We start from the raw sequence: 19,020 nt of genomic DNA, 5'->3' as shown, positions 1-19,020 counted from the left end.
TTGAACCCGAAGAGAAGTAACAGTGGATTTTTTGTGATTCTGCTGATACTGGTTATGGCAGCATATTATTTTATCAGTGTATTCCAGCCGGGATCAGGGGATTACTCTTATCAGCAGTTGATGAGGGATGTGAAAGCAAACCATGTCACTGCAATAACTATTAAACAGAACAAGGAAGTACCAACAGGTACAGTTACAGCAGAGTTGGGCAAAGATAACTATAAGAGTTGTGAGGTTACAGATGTCAATGAAACGATCAAAGATATTAAGGCATCCAATAAATCTCTTGGTAATAAGATCGAGATCAAGGGCATTGATCACAGCGGAGATATGATTTCTAATCTGATTGGTGTTGTACTGCCAATCGGCGTTGTCATATTTTTTATGGTAATTATGATGCGTCAAAATGGTGGCGGCGGAGGCAAGATGATGGACTTTGGAAAGAGTCGTGCAAAGCTTGCAAATCCGAATGCGAAGAAAGTAACATTTAATGATGTTGCTGGACTTACAGAAGAGAAAGAAGAGTTAGAAGAAGTTGTAGAATTCTTAAAGAATCCAGGGCGTTTTATAAAGATTGGAGCAAGAATACCAAAAGGTGTTTTACTTGTAGGACCTCCGGGAACTGGTAAGACATTACTTGCTAAAGCAGTAGCTGGAGAAGCCAATGTTCCATTTTTCAGTATTTCAGGATCTGATTTCGTAGAGATGTTTGTCGGTGTTGGTGCAGCCCGTGTACGTGATTTATTTGCAGAAGCAAAGAAACACTCACCATGTATCGTATTTATCGATGAGATCGATGCAGTTGCAAGACGAAGAGGATCAGGACTTGGTGGTGGTCATGACGAACGTGAACAGACATTAAACCAGATGTTAGTTGAGATGGATGGTTTTGGAGTGAATGAAGGAATCATTATGATCGCTGCAACAAATCGTGTAGATATTCTTGACCCAGCAATCTTAAGACCAGGACGATTTGATCGTAAGGTTGGTGTTGGAAGACCAGATGTTAAGGGACGTGAAGAGATTCTTAAGATTCATTGCCGCGAAAAACCATTAGGAGATGATGTGGATCTTCATGAGATCGCAAGAACAACTGCAGGATTTGTTGGTGCAGATCTTGAGAATCTTATGAATGAAGCAGCCATTCAGGCAGCAAGAGATGACAGAGCATATATCATCAAGGAAGATATTGATAAATCATTTATTAAAGTCGGTATTGGAACAGAGAAGAAGAGCCGTGTCGTACCAGAGAGTGAGAGAAGGATCACAGCATATCATGAATCTGGACATGCGATTCTTTTCCATCTGTTACCAGATGTAGGCCCAGTATATACAGTATCTATCATTCCAACAGGAACAGGGGCAGCAGGATATACAATGCCGCTTCCAGAGAATGATAATGTATTCATGACAAAAGGAAAGCTGATCCAGGATATTATGGTAAGTCTTGGAGGACGAATTGCCGAAGAACTGATTCTGGATGATATCACAACCGGTGCATCTCAGGATATCAAACAGGTAACACAGTATGCCAGAGCAATGGTAACGAAGTTTGGTATGTCAGATGAACTTGGACTGATCAACTATGACAGTGGTGAAGGAGATGAAGTCTTCTTAGGTAAAGAAATCGGACAGCAGCGCCCATATGGTGAAGACACACAGACACTGATCGACCAGGAAGTGAAGAAGATCGTCAATAAATGCTATCAGGATGCGAAAGCAATGATCGAAGAACACATGGATGTACTCCATAAATGTGCAGCATTATTGTTAGAAAAAGAGCGTATCAACCGTGTAGAATTCGAAGCGTTATTTGATGCAGAAAATGCAACAGAAACCGAAGCATAAAAAATTTAAAAAAAATAAAAAAAGTACTTGCAATTTACCTGGCAATGCCGTATAATCTTTAATTGTCAGGTAAATGCTTGGTGGGATTCCCGAGTGGCCAAAGGGGGCAGACTGTAAATCTGTTGGCACCGCCTTCGAAGGTTCGAATCCTTCTCCCACCACTGAGCCGCAGTGGCGGAACTGGCAGACGCGCAGGACTTAAAATCCTGTTCGAGTTAAATCGAGTACCGGTTCGATTCCGGTCTGCGGCATAAAAGGACTTCAATTAATTGAAGTCCTTTTTTCTTTTTAAGAAAAAGATTTATTATTTAATGGTTGACATACATATTCCTGTATGATAATATAAGAAAATGTCTTAATGTGGGTTTGTCTGCCCACACTATGTAAAAAATTAAGAGTAAAATTGTAAGAAAAATATAGTAAGATAGAGGGTTTCTTACAGTTGATGTAGTATATAAACCAGGTTTAGATCAAGAGGTGAAAAACGTCCATGGAAAAGAACAGAATACAGCCAATAAAATCAGGTACAGGGATGCGAATCAGCTATGCCAGACAGGATGACGTCCTTGAAGTACCAAATCTGATCGAAATTCAAAAGGATTCCTATGATTGGTTCTTAAGAGAAGGATTAGCAGAGGTATTCGAAGATATCTCCCCAATCGAAGATTACAGCGATCAGTTAAGCTTGGAATTTGTTGACTATCAATTATGTAAAGATGACGTCAAATATTCAATTGAAGAATGTAAAGAAAGAGATGCAACATACGCTGCACCTTTAAAAGTGAAAGTAAGACTTCATAATAAAGAGACTGATGAAATCAAGCAGCATGAGATTTTTATGGGCGATCTTCCTTTAATGACAGCAACAGGAACATTTATCATCAACGGAGCTGAACGTGTTATCGTCAGCCAGTTAGTACGTTCCCCTGGAATTTATTATGGAATTGCTCATGACAAGATCGGTAAAGAGTTATACTCTTCCACAGTTATTCCAAACCGTGGTGCTTGGCTTGAATATGAAACAGATTCAAATGATGTATTTAACGTACGTGTAGACCGTACAAGAAAGGTACCTATCACAGTACTGATCCGTGCATTAGGTATCGGAACAAATGCTGAGATCAAAGAATTATTTGGTGAAGAACCAAAGATTCTTGCAAGTATCGAAAAAGATCCATCTGATAACTATGAAGATGGTCTGCTAGAATTATATAAGAAGATCCGTCCAGGAGAACCATTATCTGTAGATAGTGCAGAAAGCCTGATCAACAGTATGTTCTTCGATTCAAGAAGATATGATCTTGCGAAAGTAGGACGTTACAAATTTAATAAGAAATTAGCATTAAGAAATCGTATCAGCGGATTTATCTTAGCAGAAGATGTCTTAGATCCAACAACTGGAGAAGTTTTAGCGGAAGCTGGAACGAATGTAGACATGAAACTTGCAGATAAGATTCAGAATGCAGCAGTAGCAAGTGTTATGATCCAGACAGAAGAAGGTGCTACAAAAGTACTTTCTAACATGGAAGTAAATCTTGCTGAATATGTGGATTTCAACCCAGAAGAGATCGGAGTTCATGAAGATGTATTCTATCCTGTATTAGAGAAGATCTTAGAGGAAGGATATGAAGGAGAAGAATTAAAAGAAGCTCTGAAGAAGAACATTCATGAATTAATTCCAAAACATATCACAAAAGAAGATATTTTAGCATCTATCAACTACAATATCCATTTAGAGTATGGAATTGGACATGATGATGATATCGACCACTTAGGTAATCGTCGTATCCGTGCCGTTGGTGAACTGCTTCAGAACCAGTATCGTATTGGCCTTTCAAGATTAGAGAGAGTTGTTCGTGAAAGAATGACAACTCAGGATATTGAATCTATTTCACCACAGTCACTGATCAATATCAAACCAGTAACAGCTGCAGTGAAAGAATTCTTCGGAAGTTCTCAGTTATCTCAGTTCATGGATCACAACAACCCATTATCTGAGTTAACACATAAGAGACGTTTATCTGCATTAGGACCAGGTGGTCTGTCTCGTGATCGTGCCGGATTCGAAGTCCGTGACGTACATTATACACATTACGGAAGAATGTGTCCGATTGAGACACCTGAAGGACCTAACATCGGTCTGATCAACTCTCTTGCTACTTATGCAAGAATCAATGAATATGGATTTATCGAAGCTCCATATCGTGTACTGGATAAAACAGATCCTGAGAATCCAGTTGTTACAGATAAAGTTGTTTATTTAACAGCTGATGAAGAAGATAATTATGTAGTAGCACAGGCGAACGAACCAGTCGATGAAGATGGACATTTCGTAAATGCTCACGTATCTGGACGTTTCCGTGAAGAAACATCCGAATTTGATAAAGTAAACCTTGACTTAATGGACGTATCTCCAAAGATGGTATTCTCAGTAGCTACATCCATGATTCCTTTCCTGGAGAACGATGATGCCAACCGTGCGCTGATGGGATCTAACATGCAGCGTCAGGCGGTACCACTTCTTTCTACAGAAGCACCAGTTGTCGGAACAGGTATGGAAGCCAAGGCAGCATATGACTCTGGAGTCTGCATTACAGCAAGAAATGGCGGAGTTGTAGAAAGATCTACAAGTACAAAGATCGTAGTTCGTAATGATGACGGACAGAGAGATGAATACAATGTTATCAAGTTTGCACGAAGCAACCAGGGTAACTGTATGAACCAGCGCCCAATCGTATTTGTAGGGGACAGAGTAGAAAAAGGAGACATCTTAGCAGATGGTGCTTCAACATGCAATGGAGAGATGGCTCTTGGTAAGAACCCATTGATCGGTTTCATGACATGGGAAGGATATAACTACGAGGATGCGGTACTGTTAAGTGAACGTCTTGTACAGGATGATGTTTATACATCTGTTCATATCGAAGAATATGAAGCAGAAGCAAGAGATACAAAACTTGGTCAGGAAGAGATCACAAGAGATCTTGCTGGATTAAGTGAAGATGTATTAAAAGACTTAGATGACAATGGTATCATCCGTATTGGTGCAGAAGTACGTGCCGGTGATATCCTGGTAGGAAAAGTTACTCCTAAGGGAGAAACAGAATTAACAGCTGAAGAAAGACTGTTACGTGCGATCTTCGGTGAGAAAGCTAGAGAAGTCCGTGATACATCCTTAAGAGTTCCACATGGTGCTTACGGAGTTGTTATGGATACTAAGATCTTCACAAGAGAGAATGGAGACGAACTTCCTCCTGGAGTAAACAAGAGCGTTCGTGTATACATTGCTCAGAAGAGAAAGATTTCTGTAGGAGATAAGATGGCTGGTCGACATGGTAATAAGGGTGTAATTTCCCGTATTCTGCCAGTAGAAGATATGCCATACTTACCAAACGGACGTCCGTTAGATATCGTGCTGAACCCATTAGGTGTGCCTTCACGTATGAATATCGGACAGGTGTTAGAGATCCATCTGTCCTTAGCAGCAAAAGTTCTTGGATTTAATGTTGCTACACCAGTATTCAACGGTGCAGATGAGAACGATATCGCAGATACATTAAGAATGGCAAATGATTATGCCAATACATCATGGGAAGAATTTGACGCAAAATGGCGTGATAAAGTTAACGATGATGTAATGGATTATTTATACGAAAACAGAGACCACAGAAAAGAATGGAAAGGCGTACCAATCGATACAACTGGTAAAGTAAGATTAAGAGACGGTCGTACAGGAGAAGAATTTGACAGCCCTGTAACAATCGGATTCATGCATTACCTAAAACTGCATCATCTGGTAGACGATAAGATCCATGCACGTTCTACTGGTCCTTACTCATTAGTAACTCAGCAGCCACTGGGTGGTAAAGCTCAGTTCGGTGGACAGCGTTTTGGAGAGATGGAGGTATGGGCACTGGAAGCTTATGGTGCAGCATATACACTTCAGGAAATCCTGACATTCAAATCTGATGACGTTGTTGGACGTGTGAAAGCTTATGAAGCGATCATCAAAGGTGATAACATCCCTGAACCAGGTGTTCCGGAATCTTTCAAAGTATTATTAAAAGAATTCCAGTCACTTGCCCTAGATGTTAAGATCCTTGATGAAAATGCACAGGAAGTTGAGTTAAGAGAAGATATTGATGGTGGAGATGCTGATCAGGATCTTGCACCAATGATCGAAGGAGACGGAGTCTTCAATAATTATGAAGAAAGCGAATCTGAACTCGGTGCTTTAGGATATAAACACGGAGACTTATCAGAAGGTGAAGATAACACAATCATGTAGATTGGCGAGCAATTTAGGAAGGAGCAGCCTTAAATGATGGAATCAAGCAATGAATATCAAAGCAATAAAATTTCATTTGATGCAATTAAAATCGGGTTGGCTTCCCCAGAAAAGATCCGTGAGTGGTCTAGAGGAGAAGTAAAGAAACCTGAGACGATCAACTATCGAACATTAAAACCTGAAAAAGATGGGCTTTTCTGCGAGAAGATCTTCGGGCCTACAAAGGACTGGGAGTGTCACTGCGGAAAGTACAAAAAAGTTCGCTATAAAGGTGTTGTCTGCGACCGATGCGGTGTTGAAGTAACAAAAGCAAGTGTCCGTCGTGAGAGAATGGGACATATCGAATTAGCAGCTCCAGTATCCCATATCTGGTATTTCAAAGGAATTCCTAGCCGTATGGGTCTGATTCTTGATATTTCACCAAGAACACTGGAAAAGGTTTTATATTTCGCATGCTATATCGTTTTAGATGCTGGAGATACAGATCTTGCATATAAACAAGTATTAACAGAAAAAGAATATAGAGAAGCGTATGAAAAATACGGAGATACATTCCGCGTAGGAATGGGTGCTGAAGCAGTGAAAGAACTGCTTCAGGCCATTGATCTTGAGGCAGAAGCAAAATCCTTACAGGATGAATTCAAAACTGCTACAGGTCAGAAGAGAGCCAGAATCGTTAAGAGACTGGAAGTTGTAGAGGCATTTTTAAACTCAGACAACAAACCAGAATGGATGATCCTGGATGCAGTTCCAGTTATTCCACCAGATATCCGTCCAATGGTGCAGTTAGATGGTGGACGTTTTGCCACATCTGACTTAAATGACCTTTACAGACGTATCATTAACAGAAATAACCGTCTGAAGAGATTATTAGAGCTTGGAGCTCCAGATATCATCGTAAGAAACGAAAAGAGAATGTTACAGGAAGCAGTTGATGCCCTGATCGATAATGGTAGACGTGGACGTCCAGTCACAGGACCAGGAAACCGTGCATTAAAATCATTATCAGATATGTTAAAAGGTAAACAGGGACGTTTCCGTCAGAACCTGTTAGGAAAACGTGTAGACTATTCTGGACGTTCCGTTATCGTAGTAGGACCAGACTTAAAGATTTATCAGTGTGGTCTTCCAAAAGAAATGGCGATCGAATTATTCAAGCCATTCGTTATGAAAGAATTAGTAGAGCGTAAATTAGCTCACAACATTAAATCAGCTAAGAAAATGGTTGAAAAACTTCAGCCAGAAGTATGGGATGTCTTAGAAGACGTCATTAAAGAACATCCTGTTATGTTAAACCGTGCACCGACACTGCATAGACTGGGAATTCAGGCATTCGAGCCTATCCTGGTAGAGGGTAAAGCGATTCGTCTGCACCCATTGGTATGTACAGCGTATAATGCCGACTTCGACGGTGACCAGATGGCTGTCCATCTTCCATTATCTGTGGAAGCACAGGCAGAGTGTAGATTCCTTCTGTTATCACCAAACAACCTGTTAAAACCATCTGATGGTGGTCCAGTAGCTGTTCCTTCTCAGGATATGGTACTTGGTATCTACTATCTGACATTAGAGAAAGATGGAGACAAAGGTGAAGGTAAATACTTCAAATCTGAGAACGAAGCATACTTAGCTTATGAAAATAAAGTAATCACACTTCATTCTAAGATCAAAGTAAGACGTACAGGTGTGGACAAAGATGGAAATCCTATTTCCCAGATCGTAGATTGTACACTTGGACGTATCCTGTTTAATGAGATCATCTTACAGGATTTAGGATTTGTAGACAGAAGCAAACCAGAAAATGCCTTAGCATATGAGATTGATTTCCATGTAGGAAAGAAACAGTTAAAACAGATCCTTGACAGATGTATCAATATTCATGGAGCAACAAAGACTGCAGAAGTCTTAGATGATATTAAAGCAATCGGATACAAATTCTCTACAAGAGGAGCTTTAACAGTATCCATTTCTGATATGACAGTGCCACCTGAGAAACCTCAGATCTTAGGAGATGCACAGAAACAGGTAGAATTTATCACAGAACAGTATAAACGTGGTCTGATGACTGAAGAAGAGCGTTATAAAGCTGTTGTTAAGACATGGTTCGATGCCGATGACGTTTTAACAGATAAACTGATCAGCGGATTAGACCGATTAAACAACATCTTCATGATGGCCGATTCCGGAGCCCGTGGTTCTAACCAGCAGATCAAACAGTTAGCAGGTATGCGTGGACTGATGGCCGATACATCAGGACGTACAATTGAATTACCAATCAAGTCTAACTTCCGTGAAGGTCTTGACGTACTGGAATACTTTATTTCAGCACATGGTGCTCGTAAAGGTCTGTCTGATACAGCCCTTCGTACAGCCGATTCAGGATACTTAACACGTCGTCTGGTAGACGTATCACAGGATCTGATCATCCGTGAACAGGATTGCTGTGAAGGTACTGGAGAAGAAATTCCAGGAATGTATGTAGAAGCATTCATGGATGGACAGGAAGTTATTGAAAGCTTAGAAGAACGTATCACAGGAAGATATGCAGCAGAAGAGCTTGTACACCCAGAAACAGGAGAAGTTCTTGTAAAAGCAAACCACATGATCACACCAAAACGTGCGAAAGCCGTTTGTGATGCAGGATACACAAAAGTTAAGATCCGTACGATGTTAACATGTAAATCCGGAGTTGGAGCTTGTGCAAAATGTTACGGATCCAACATGGCAACTGGTCAGGCTGTACAGGTTGGTGAAGCTGTCGGAATCATCGCAGCACAGTCAATCGGTGAGCCAGGTACACAGCTTACAATGAGAACATTCCATGCTGGTGGAGTAGCCGGTGATGATATCACACAGGGTCTTCCTCGTGTCGAAGAGTTATTTGAAGCACGTAAACCAAAAGGACTTGCGATCATCGCAGAATTTGGTGGAGAAGTGCAGTTAAAAGATACGAAGAAGAAACGTGAAGTCATCATCACAAACAGAGAAACTGGTGATGTGAAGACATATCTGATCCCTTACGGATCTCGTCTGAAAGTACAGGAAGGACAGATCCTTGAAGCCGGAGATGAACTTACAGAAGGTTCTATCAACCCTCACGATTTATTAAGAATCAAGGGAATCCGTGCAGTACAGGATTACATGATCCGTGAAGTACAGAGAGTATACCGCTTACAGGGTGTAGATATCAACGACAAGCACGTTGAGGTTATCGTACGTCAGATGCTTAAGAAAGTTCGTATCGAAGACGGTGGAGATACAGGATACTTACCAGGAGCAATGGTTGATGTATTAGAACTTGAGAAGAAGAACAAAGAGATGGAAGAACAGGGTCTTCAGACTGCAACAGCAGAACAGATCATGCTTGGTATCACAAAAGCATCTCTGGCAACAGATTCCTTCTTATCAGCAGCTTCTTTCCAGGAAACAACAAAAGTTCTGACAGATGCAGCGATCAAAGGTAAAGTCGATCCATTAGTAGGATTAAAAGAAAACGTAATCCTTGGTAAACTGATCCCAGCCGGAACGGGTATGAGACGTTACAGAGATGTCAAGATCAGCACAGACGAAGACGATTTCACAATCGGTGATGAGATTGATTTTGATGATGCAGATTTCGAGATCGAAGAGTAATCTGATTTTATAAAATAAGAAATAAGGCCGACAGGTATAAGTTTAGAACTTTATCTGTTGGCTTTTCTTTTGGGAAAATTTAGAATATAATATAGCGAAATATAATCTGTTTATTGTATGTAAAGTTCTTAAGAAATCTGAAAAAACTATTTAATTGACAAAATAAGCAGATATTGATATAATAAAATCAACAAATGAAAGATAAGTTTTAAAAGAAAGGAGAATCGCCCAAGTTGCTCCATAAGGCTAACGGAAAGACCTTTAAAACCGGCAGCTGATGGATCGGAAGTATTAAGATAATTGGGAAACATGAGACTGACTCAACAGGATATTATGATCTCGGGAGAGAACCTAAGAGTCCTAGAAGCGGATAGAACGGTAAAGGAGTCAACCTCATAAAGCAATACAAAGGATAGAGAGAATGGAAAAGATCTTATTATTTAAAATAAGATTAAAAGAATGATCAAAGAAAAAGAATCCAAACAAGAAAGATTTCCAGAGAAGAGAAATCCAAACAAGAAAGATTCAAAAAAGGAGATCAACATTCAATCAGCTGACCGGTGGAGCATTTAAAAACAATTTGTAACTAATAACGTATTCAAGAAATTATTAATTGTGGATTGAAACAAGATGTAACTTATTAACAAAGAAAAGGAACTTATCAACTGAATATTTTTTCAAGAATAAAGAATTGATTTTTATATATTGAAAAATGGCGTAAAGAAGCCATAAGATAAGAGAATCAAAACGTTGAGATCAAGAAAAGAAATCACAAGAAAAGCTGTCAGAATCGATATCAGAGATGTGACGAGAAAGCATTTCTGAGACAGCCAGATAAAGAAAGATTTCGAATAAGATCCATAGAATGAGATTTCCAAAAAGATAAAAATATATAGAAATTAATAAAAATCTTGGGAAAAGGTCTTGACAAAGGCATGCAGGCATTTTATAATAGCCTAGCATGCCTTTTTGGGGAGCAAAACCAAGAAGTGCATGTATAGTCACAAGGTGAATTTAAGTAACCACAGTAGAAAACATGTATGGAGGTGAAATCAATGCCAACTTTTAACCAATTAGTTAGAAAAGGGAGAAAAACATCTGTAAAGAAATCTACAGCACCAGCACTTCAGAAAGGATTTAACTCTTTAAAGAAGAAAGCTACAGACACAAGCTCACCACAGAAGAGAGGTGTATGTACAGCTGTTAAAACTGCAACTCCTAAAAAGCCTAACTCTGCTTTACGTAAAATCGCCAGAGTTCGTCTTTCTAACGGAATCGAAGTAACAAGTTATATCCCAGGTGAAGGACATAACTTACAGGAACATAGTGTTGTTCTGATTCGTGGTGGTCGTGTTAAGGACTTACCAGGTACTCGTTACCATATCGTTAGAGGTACACTTGATACAGCAGGTGTAGCTAACAGAATGCAGGCTCGTTCCAAATATGGAGCTAAAAGACCTAAGAAAAAATAAAACAAAACTAAATTGGTACAAAGCAGCGTGATATAAACGCTACCTTGTATAGTTGTGCCGGAACTTTATTGTTTCCTACAAAGGTTACAGGAGATATAAAAGTCCTGCACGAACATGCAATAATTAAGTATGAGTACCGATGAATTAATGATTATTAAGGAGGGAAGAACCGTGCCACGTAAAGGACATATTGCGAAAAGAGACGTATTAGCAGATCCTATTTACAACAATAAGGTTGTGACAAAATTAATCAACAACATTATGTTAGATGGTAAAAAAGGAGTTGCTCAGAAAATCGTATACGGAGCATTTGCCCGTATCGAAGAAGAAGCTGGAAAACCAGCTTTAGAAGTATTCGAAGAAGCTATGAACAACATCATGCCAGTTCTTGAAGTAAAAGCTAGACGTATCGGTGGAGCAACATATCAGGTGCCTATCGACGTTAGACCAGACAGAAGACAGGCATTAGCGCTTCGTTGGATCACAACTTTCTCACGTAAAAGAGGAGAAAGAACAATGGAAGAACGTCTTGCAAAAGAACTTCTTGACGCTTCCAACAATACAGGAGCATCTGTAAAGAAAAAAGAAGATATGCACAAGATGGCAGAAGCAAACAAAGCATTCGCACATTACAGATTCTAATTTCAAGAATCTGTTCTGGCGTCTTGCCAGACATGCTTCTATGTTAAAACTTATAGGAGGAAAAAATCTTGGCTGGAAGAGAATATCCATTAGAGAGAACCAGAAATATCGGAATCATGGCTCATATTGATGCTGGTAAAACAACAACAACAGAGCGTATCCTTTATTACACTGGTGTAAACTATAAAATCGGTGATACTCATGATGGTACTGCTACTATGGACTGGATGGAGCAGGAACAGGAAAGAGGTATCACAATCACTTCTGCGGCTACAACATGTCATTGGACACTGCAGGATCATTGCAAGCCTAAAAAAGGTGCTTTAGAGCATCGTATCAATATCATTGATACTCCAGGGCACGTTGACTTCACAGTTGAAGTAGAACGTTCTCTGCGTGTACTTGATGGTGCAGTAGCAGTCTTCTGTGCAAAAGGTGGAGTAGAGCCTCAGTCTGAAAACGTATGGAGACAGGCTGATACTTATAACGTACCTAGAATGGCATTCATCAATAAGATGGATATCTTAGGTGCTAACTTCTACGGAGCAGTTGATCAGATGAAAGATCGTCTGGGAGCTAACGTAGCAGTACTTCAGTTACCTATCGGTAAAGAAGACGACTTCAAAGGAATCATCGACTTATTCGAGATGGAAGCCTACATCTACAATGATGAGAAAGGTGAAGACATCTCTATCGTTGAAATCCCAGAAGATATGAAAGAAGAAGCAGAACTTTATCACACAGAATTGATCGAAAAGATCTGTGAATTAGACGACGATCTGATGATGCAGTATCTTGAAGGTGAAGAACCAAGTGTTGATGATTTAAAAGCTGCATTAAGAAAAGGAACATGCGAATGTAAAGCAGTTCCAGTATGCTGTGGTACAGCATATAGAAATAAAGGTGTTCAGAAATTACTGGATGCTATTATCGAATTTATGCCAGCTCCAACAGACATCCCAGCTATCAAAGGTGTCGATGAAGATGGTAACGAAGTTGAAAGACATTCATCTGATGATGAACCATTCTCAGCTTTAGCATTTAAGATCATGACAGACCCATTCGTAGGAAAACTTGCATTCTTCCGTGTTTACTCTGGAACATGCAAATCTGGATCTTATGTATTAAATGCAACAAAGAACAAAAAAGAGCGTGTTGGACGTATCTTACAGATGCATGCTAACAAGCGTGAAGAGTTAGATGTTGTATATTCAGGAGATATCGCAGCTGCAGTAGGTTTCAAATCTACAACAACTGGTGATACAATCTGTGATGAACAGCATCCTGTAATTCTGGAATCCATGGAATTCCCAGAACCAGTTATCGACGTAGCGATCGAACCTAAAACTAAAGGTGATCAGGGTAAAATGGCTGAAGCACTTGCTAAGCTTGCTGAAGAAGATCCTACATTCAGAGCTCATACAGATCATGAAACAGGACAGACAATCATTTCCGGAATGGGTGAACTTCATCTGGAAATCATCGTTGACCGTCTGCTTCGTGAATTCAAAGTAGAAGCTAACGTTGGTGCTCCTCAGGTAGCATACAAAGAAACATTTACAAAAGCCGTTGACGTTGACAGCAAATATGCTAAACAGTCTGGTGGTCGTGGTCAGTATGGTCACTGTAAAGTTCACTTTGAGCCAATGGATGCCAATGGAGAAGAACTGTTCAAATTCGAATCTACAGTTGTTGGTGGATCTATTCCTAAAGAATATATCCCAGCAGTTGGAGAAGGTATCGAAGAAGCAGCTCAGTCTGGTATCTTAGGAGGATTCCCAGTACTTGGTGTTAAAGCTACAGTATATGATGGATCTTACCATGATGTCGATTCTAGTGAAATGGCCTTCCACATTGCCGGATCTATGGCATTTAAAGAGGCTATGCAGAAAGCTGGAGCTATCCTGCTTGAGCCAATCATGAGAGTCGAAGTTACAATGCCTGAAGAATACATGGGAGACGTTATCGGAGATATCAACTCTCGTCGTGGACGTATCGAAGGTATGGATGATATCGCAAGCGGTAAGATGGTTCGTGCATTCGTTCCATTATCTGAAATGTTCGGATATTCTACAGACTTACGTTCTAGAACTCAGGGACGTGGTAACTACTCTATGTTCTTTGAAAAATACGAACCAGTACCAAAGAACGTACAGGAAAAAGTACTTGCTGACAAGTAAGAAAATTAATATATAAATATTTCGAGGCTATTTTGTCAAAATAGTCTTGAAATATTTGTTTAAATGAAATATAATCAAATTTAGGACGGCCCTTTGCTGGGCAACTATATTGAAGTTTGAAACATTATTGTAATTGCCCATAGGGCGAATAAGGAGGACAATTAAAATGGCAAAAGAAAAGTTTGAGAGAACTAAACCTCATTGCAACATTGGTACTATTGGACACGTTGACCATGGTAAAACAACTTTAACAGCAGCAATCACTAAAGTTTTAGCTGAAAGAGTAGAAGGAAACACAGCTGAGAACTTTGAAGATATCGATAAAGCTCCAGAAGAAAGAGAACGTGGTATCACAATCTCTACAGCTCATGTTGAGTATGAAACAGAAAAACGTCACTACGCTCACGTTGACTGCCCAGGCCATGCCGATTATGTAAAGAACATGATCACTGGTGCAGCTCAGATGGACGGAGCTATCTTAGTAGTAGCTGCTACTGATGGTGTAATGGCTCAGACAAAAGAACATATCCTGTTATCTCGTCAGGTAGGTGTTCCTTACATCGTAGTATTCATGAACAAATGTGATATGGTAGACGATGAAGAATTATTAGAATTAGTAGAAATGGAAATTCGTGAATTATTAAATGAATACGAATTCCCAGGAGATGACATTCCTATCATCCAGGGATCTGCTTTAAAAGCTATCGAAGATCCAGCTGGACCATGGGGAGATAAGATCATGGAATTAATGGATGCTGTTGACAGCTACATTCCAGATCCACAGCGTGATACAGACAAACCTTTCTTAATGCCAGTCGAAGACGTATTCTCTATCACAGGACGTGGTACAGTAGCAACTGGTAGAGTAGAAAGTGGTGTTCTTCACGTATCTGACGAAGTTGAAATCGTTGGTATCAAAGAAGAAACAAGAAAAGTTGTTGTAACTGGTGTAGAAATGTTCCGTAAACTGTTAGACGAAGCTCAGGCTGGAGATAACATTGGTGCATTATTACGTGGTGTTCAGAGAGACGAAATCGAAAGAGGACAGGTTCTTTGCCAGCCAGGTTCAATCACATGCCATACAAAATTCACAGCTCAGGTATACGTTTTAACAAAAGATGAAGGTGGACGTCATACTCCATTCTTCAACAACTATCGTCCACAGTTCTACTTCAGAACAACAGACGTTACAGGTGTTATCGAATTACCAGAAGGAACAGAAATGTGCATGCCTGGTGACAACGTAGAAATGACTATCGAATTAATTCACCCAATCGCTATGGCTCAGGGATTATCTTTCGCTATCCGTGAAGGTGGACGTACTGTAGGATCAGGACGTGTTGCTACAATCATCGAGTAATTCTTACTTCTACGATTGAATTTAGGATAATATTTATGAGACTCAGAAAGTTTAGGCTTTCTGGGTCTTTTTTAGATAAATGCATATACTTTTAAAATGATTATAACATAATTAATATTACAACAATAACATGATCGAAATATTGAAGTTCAAAGAGCCGATGTGGGAGCAGATGCTCATAGAGCAAGATTTCATAGTAGCATGTTAGATACAAAGATGTTAAAAGCAAAACAGAAGTTTAAGGAACTTCATGATTCATATGTAATTTTCATTACATAGAATGATTATATGGACAAAGGTTTGCCATTATATCATGTAGAACGAATTATACAAGAAACGAAGGAAAGATTTGAAGATGGCTCACATATAATTTATGTGAATGGAAGTTATAAGAATGATGATGATCCTGTTGGAAAATTGATGCATGATTTTCGATGTACAAGTTCTATAGATATGTTTTATGATGAATTGAAAAATACAGTGAAGTATTTTAAGGAAACGGAAGGAGAGAGAAGGCAAATGCGTAAAGCAATGGAAGCACTAGATATTTCAGAAGAAGACAAAGAAAGATTAAAGAAAAGAATTTGAAGTACAATATAAAGTTTTGTCGTTACAGCGAAATAAGATAATTAGGAAGGATACAGAAGGCTTAGACCTGTTGTATCCCTTTTTTTGATAAGAAAATGGAATTTTACAAAGCTTCAGCATCTGTACTAAGATAATTAATAAGGGTTTCTGTAATGATCAATAGAGGAAGATGAGAATACACAGTAAGACTCTTTTCCTCCATGATAACATTGGAATGTCCAATTAAAACAACATCTGCATATTTTTCTAATTCAGTCATAGATTTGCAGCAACATACAACAGTTCTTGCACCAATGTGACGAGCAACACGGAGAGCTTGAGCAAGTTCTGGAGTCGTATTTCTCACAGATAAGACAAACACAGTGTCTGCAGAAGTAACTAAATTTTTTGTTTGTTCCATCCATTTTACGTCTTTGACAACGACAGCATTATATCCCATTAATTGGAGATACATCTGAAAATGTTCTGCAAACATCGCTGTAAAACCTCGGGCATAGATGAAAATTTTTTCAGCATTATTAATATGATCTATGGCTTTTAAAATTGCAGGGATTGGAATATTTTCAATTGTTTGTGTAGATTCCTGATAGACCTTATCTAATAATTTATTGATGGCATAAGGAGATACATTTTTACTTTTATCCTTATCCTCTTTTGAAATTAGATAACGCAATTCTGCGATTCCCTTAAAACCACATTTTTGAATTGTTCTAGATACTGTGGCTGGGGATGAAAATGTTTTATTGGCAATATTTGTAATGGAGAGATAAGAAATTTTGTCTTCATTTTGGCTAATAAAATCAACAATATATCGTTCGGTTTCTGATAACTGTTCATATATAGTTTTATCAATTTGAAAAATCATGATAGGACCTCCATAAATAGTGAGTTTAAATATTTATAATAATTGTACCATGTACACGAAAATAATTTCAATCTATGGATGAAAATCGTTTCATAATTAATTGCATGAAGGCTTAAGGATGAAAGTGTTTTCGGTCAAAATTTATTTATTTCTTTTTCAAAATTGATTAAAATAATTACATCAGGTAAAACAAATGAGAAATTCAATGGCCATGAATAACTTGATGTGACAACGTGATAAGAAAAGTCAATGAAAAAGAATAAGGAGGAAATATGTATACAACATTAAAGGAAGTACTCAATGAAGCAGAAGATCTTAATATGGCTATTGGAGCATTTAATACACATAATTTAGAAATGTTACCATCAATTATTAAGGCAGCAGTTAATCAGAGAACACCCGTGATCATTCAGACAAGTTGCGGAACAGCAAATTATATTGGACATAAAAATTTGGTCAGTGTCTGCAAATCTATGGCAGAACAATATGGAATTGATGTAGTTCTTCATCTAGATCATGCAAAAGACTATGATGAGATTAGAAAAGCAATTGATGCCGGATATAGTTCTGTTATGTTTGATGGATCATCCTTGCCACTAAAAGATAACATTCTTGGAACAAAAAGAGTGGTTGAGTATGCAAAGAAAAATGGTGTTAGTGTAGAAGCTGAATTAGGAACTGTTGGTGGAACAGAAGATGGAGTTGTTGTTGATCAAAAAGATGTTTGTTATACAGATCCACAAGATGCTGTAGAATTTGTGAAACAGACAGGAATAGATGCATTAGCAGTAGCAATTGGTACAAATCATGGACAGTATAAATCAAAAACAAATATTAATTTTGAAAGACTGAAAGAAATTAAAGAAGTTATTGATATTCCACTTGTCATTCATGGGGGTACTGGAGTCAAAGAAGAAGACGTTAAGAAAGTCATTAATTTAGGAATTCGTAAATTTAATGTAGGAACAGAACTTCTTGTTGGATGGAACAAAAAAGCAAAGGAATGTTATGATAAAAATAAAGAAAATATTTCAAACAGAGAAAATGTTGTTCCATGTTTAAATACGATAGATGAAATTGTTGAACGAAAGATTAACTTATTTAAAAATATAAAAGAATAAGGAGGGCAACAATGAAAGCTGGATTTTATCTAGGAAATCATACTTATGAAGTGAAAGAAATAAAAGACCGCAAGCCAGTAGATCATGAAGTAAAGATTGAAGTTGCGTGGTGTGGACTTTGTGGAACAGATATTCATAAGTTTGAAGGAAAAAATGGAGCGAGTGTTGTCGTACCGCCAATTATTTTAGGACATGAATGTTCAGGAATTGTCACAGAAGTCGGAGAAAATTGTGAAAATTTTAAACCTGGAGACAGGGTAGCTTGTGATCCAAGCTGGGGCTGTGGAAGGTGCGAGTGGTGTAAAAAAGGATATCAAAATTTCTGTATTCATAGACATGGTGTAGCAAAAGGTTTTGCAGAATATGTTTATCCGCCAGAAGAAAATGTATATAAAATTGATCATTCTCTGGATTTAGAAGATGCGGCATTTACAGAACCTTTATCATGTGTATTACATGGGATGGATCTTCTGAATATAGAAAGTGGTTCTAACATTGTTATGTATGGTATGGGATCTATTGGAAGTTTAATGTTACAACTGCTAAAATTAACAGCTCCAAAAAATCTGATCGTTGTTGAACGAGAAGAGAATAAACAAGAGTTAGCAATAGAATTGGGTGCAACGAAGGCATGTACAGATCAAGAGATAGAAGAAATTGCTGACAAATTAAATGTCGATTATGTGATAGAGTGTATAGGCTTAAAAAATACAATGGAACAGGCGATTCATATTGCGGGAAAACGAGCAAAGGTGTTGTTATTTGGATTAGGTGATCCAGAAGAAAATGTATCATTTAATCAATTTGAAGCATATACAAAAGAATTGAGCATTTATACATCTTATTTAAATCCACATACGAGCAGAAAAGCAATTTCATTGCTTGAAAGTGGAGTAATCGATACAAAGAAAATCATTAGTGCAAGATTATCATTAGAGGAGATGGGGGAAGAACTCAAAACAAAGAAGTACTCAAGGAAAGGAAAAGTAATGGTTTCTCTTAGTGGGAAACATTAAGGAGGAT

The 19,020-nt window shown here is 38.5% G+C and carries 11 protein-coding genes and 2 tRNA genes; 12 read left to right on the top strand and 1 reads right to left on the bottom strand.

Translation table 11 applies throughout. The features are described 5' to 3' along the window. The 10 genes from ftsH (at position 1) to OCV53_RS01120 (ending at position 16,011) form a co-directional block, all read left to right on the top strand. Positions 1 to 1,848, top strand: coding sequence for an ATP-dependent zinc metalloprotease FtsH (ftsH, locus tag OCV53_RS01165; protein ID WP_022374589.1), 1,848 nt, complete (start codon positions 1 to 3; stop codon positions 1,846 to 1,848). A 79-nt stretch (positions 1,849 to 1,927) separates the two neighbouring features. Further along, positions 1,928 to 2,009 (top strand) — tRNA-Tyr (locus tag OCV53_RS01160). 4 nt (positions 2,010 to 2,013) lie between these two features. Then, positions 2,014 to 2,099 (top strand) — tRNA-Leu (locus OCV53_RS01155). 239 nt (positions 2,100 to 2,338) lie between these two features. Next, positions 2,339 to 6,136, top strand: coding sequence for a DNA-directed RNA polymerase subunit beta (rpoB, locus tag OCV53_RS01150; RefSeq protein WP_055196326.1), 3,798 nt, complete (start codon positions 2,339 to 2,341; stop codon positions 6,134 to 6,136). A 33-nt stretch (positions 6,137 to 6,169) separates the two neighbouring features. After that, positions 6,170 to 9,769 (top strand): DNA-directed RNA polymerase subunit beta', encoded by a 3,600-nt coding sequence (gene rpoC / locus OCV53_RS01145; RefSeq protein WP_055196325.1) that lies wholly within the window; start codon positions 6,170 to 6,172, stop codon positions 9,767 to 9,769. A gap of 1,055 nt (positions 9,770 to 10,824) precedes the next feature. After that, positions 10,825 to 11,241, top strand: a complete 417-nt coding sequence (rpsL, locus tag OCV53_RS01140; protein ID WP_015530650.1) for a 30S ribosomal protein S12 — start codon at positions 10,825 to 10,827, stop codon at positions 11,239 to 11,241. Positions 11,242 to 11,412: 171 nt separating this feature from the next. Further along, a complete protein-coding gene (rpsG, locus tag OCV53_RS01135) occupies positions 11,413 to 11,883 on the top strand; it encodes a 30S ribosomal protein S7 (RefSeq protein ID WP_022092081.1) in 471 nt (156 codons plus the stop codon). A 68-nt stretch (positions 11,884 to 11,951) separates the two neighbouring features. After that, positions 11,952 to 14,063 carry an elongation factor G gene (gene fusA / locus OCV53_RS01130; protein WP_081019872.1) on the top strand — a complete coding sequence of 704 codons (2,112 nt, stop codon included), beginning with the start codon at positions 11,952 to 11,954 and terminating at the stop codon, positions 14,061 to 14,063. A gap of 166 nt (positions 14,064 to 14,229) precedes the next feature. Beyond that, complete coding sequence (gene tuf / locus OCV53_RS01125) at positions 14,230 to 15,423, top strand: elongation factor Tu (protein WP_008393909.1); 1,194 nt, start codon at positions 14,230 to 14,232, stop codon at positions 15,421 to 15,423. A 288-nt stretch (positions 15,424 to 15,711) separates the two neighbouring features. After that, positions 15,712 to 16,011 carry a hypothetical protein gene (locus OCV53_RS01120; protein WP_055196324.1) on the top strand — a complete coding sequence of 100 codons (300 nt, stop codon included), beginning with the start codon at positions 15,712 to 15,714 and terminating at the stop codon, positions 16,009 to 16,011. Between the two features lie 103 nt (positions 16,012 to 16,114). On the opposite strand, the gene OCV53_RS01115 is transcribed toward OCV53_RS01120, so the two are convergent. Continuing rightward, on the bottom strand, positions 16,115 to 16,876 hold the full coding sequence (locus tag OCV53_RS01115) for a MurR/RpiR family transcriptional regulator (protein ID WP_055196323.1): 762 nt from the start codon (positions 16,874 to 16,876) through the stop codon (positions 16,115 to 16,117). 272 nt (positions 16,877 to 17,148) lie between these two features. Here OCV53_RS01115 and OCV53_RS01110 point away from each other — a divergent pair, with 272 nt between their 5' ends. Together OCV53_RS01110 and OCV53_RS01105 are read left to right on the top strand one after the other, a co-directional pair. After that, on the top strand, positions 17,149 to 17,997 hold the full coding sequence (locus OCV53_RS01110) for a class II fructose-bisphosphate aldolase (RefSeq protein WP_055196322.1): 849 nt from the start codon (positions 17,149 to 17,151) through the stop codon (positions 17,995 to 17,997). 11 nt (positions 17,998 to 18,008) lie between these two features. Then, the gene (locus OCV53_RS01105; RefSeq protein ID WP_009204254.1) at positions 18,009 to 19,013 is read left to right on the top strand and encodes a zinc-dependent alcohol dehydrogenase family protein; all 1,005 of its coding nucleotides are present in this window, start codon (positions 18,009 to 18,011) and stop codon (positions 19,011 to 19,013) included. Positions 19,014 to 19,020: the final 7 nt, after the last annotated feature.

Origin of the sequence: Anaerostipes amylophilus (assembly GCF_025567365.1) — a bacterium.
In the GTDB taxonomy this organism is placed as follows: domain Bacteria; phylum Bacillota; class Clostridia; order Lachnospirales; family Lachnospiraceae; genus Anaerostipes; species Anaerostipes amylophilus.
The sequence above is the reverse complement of the archived record's forward strand: the minus strand, read 5'-3'. Positions and strand labels throughout refer to the sequence as shown.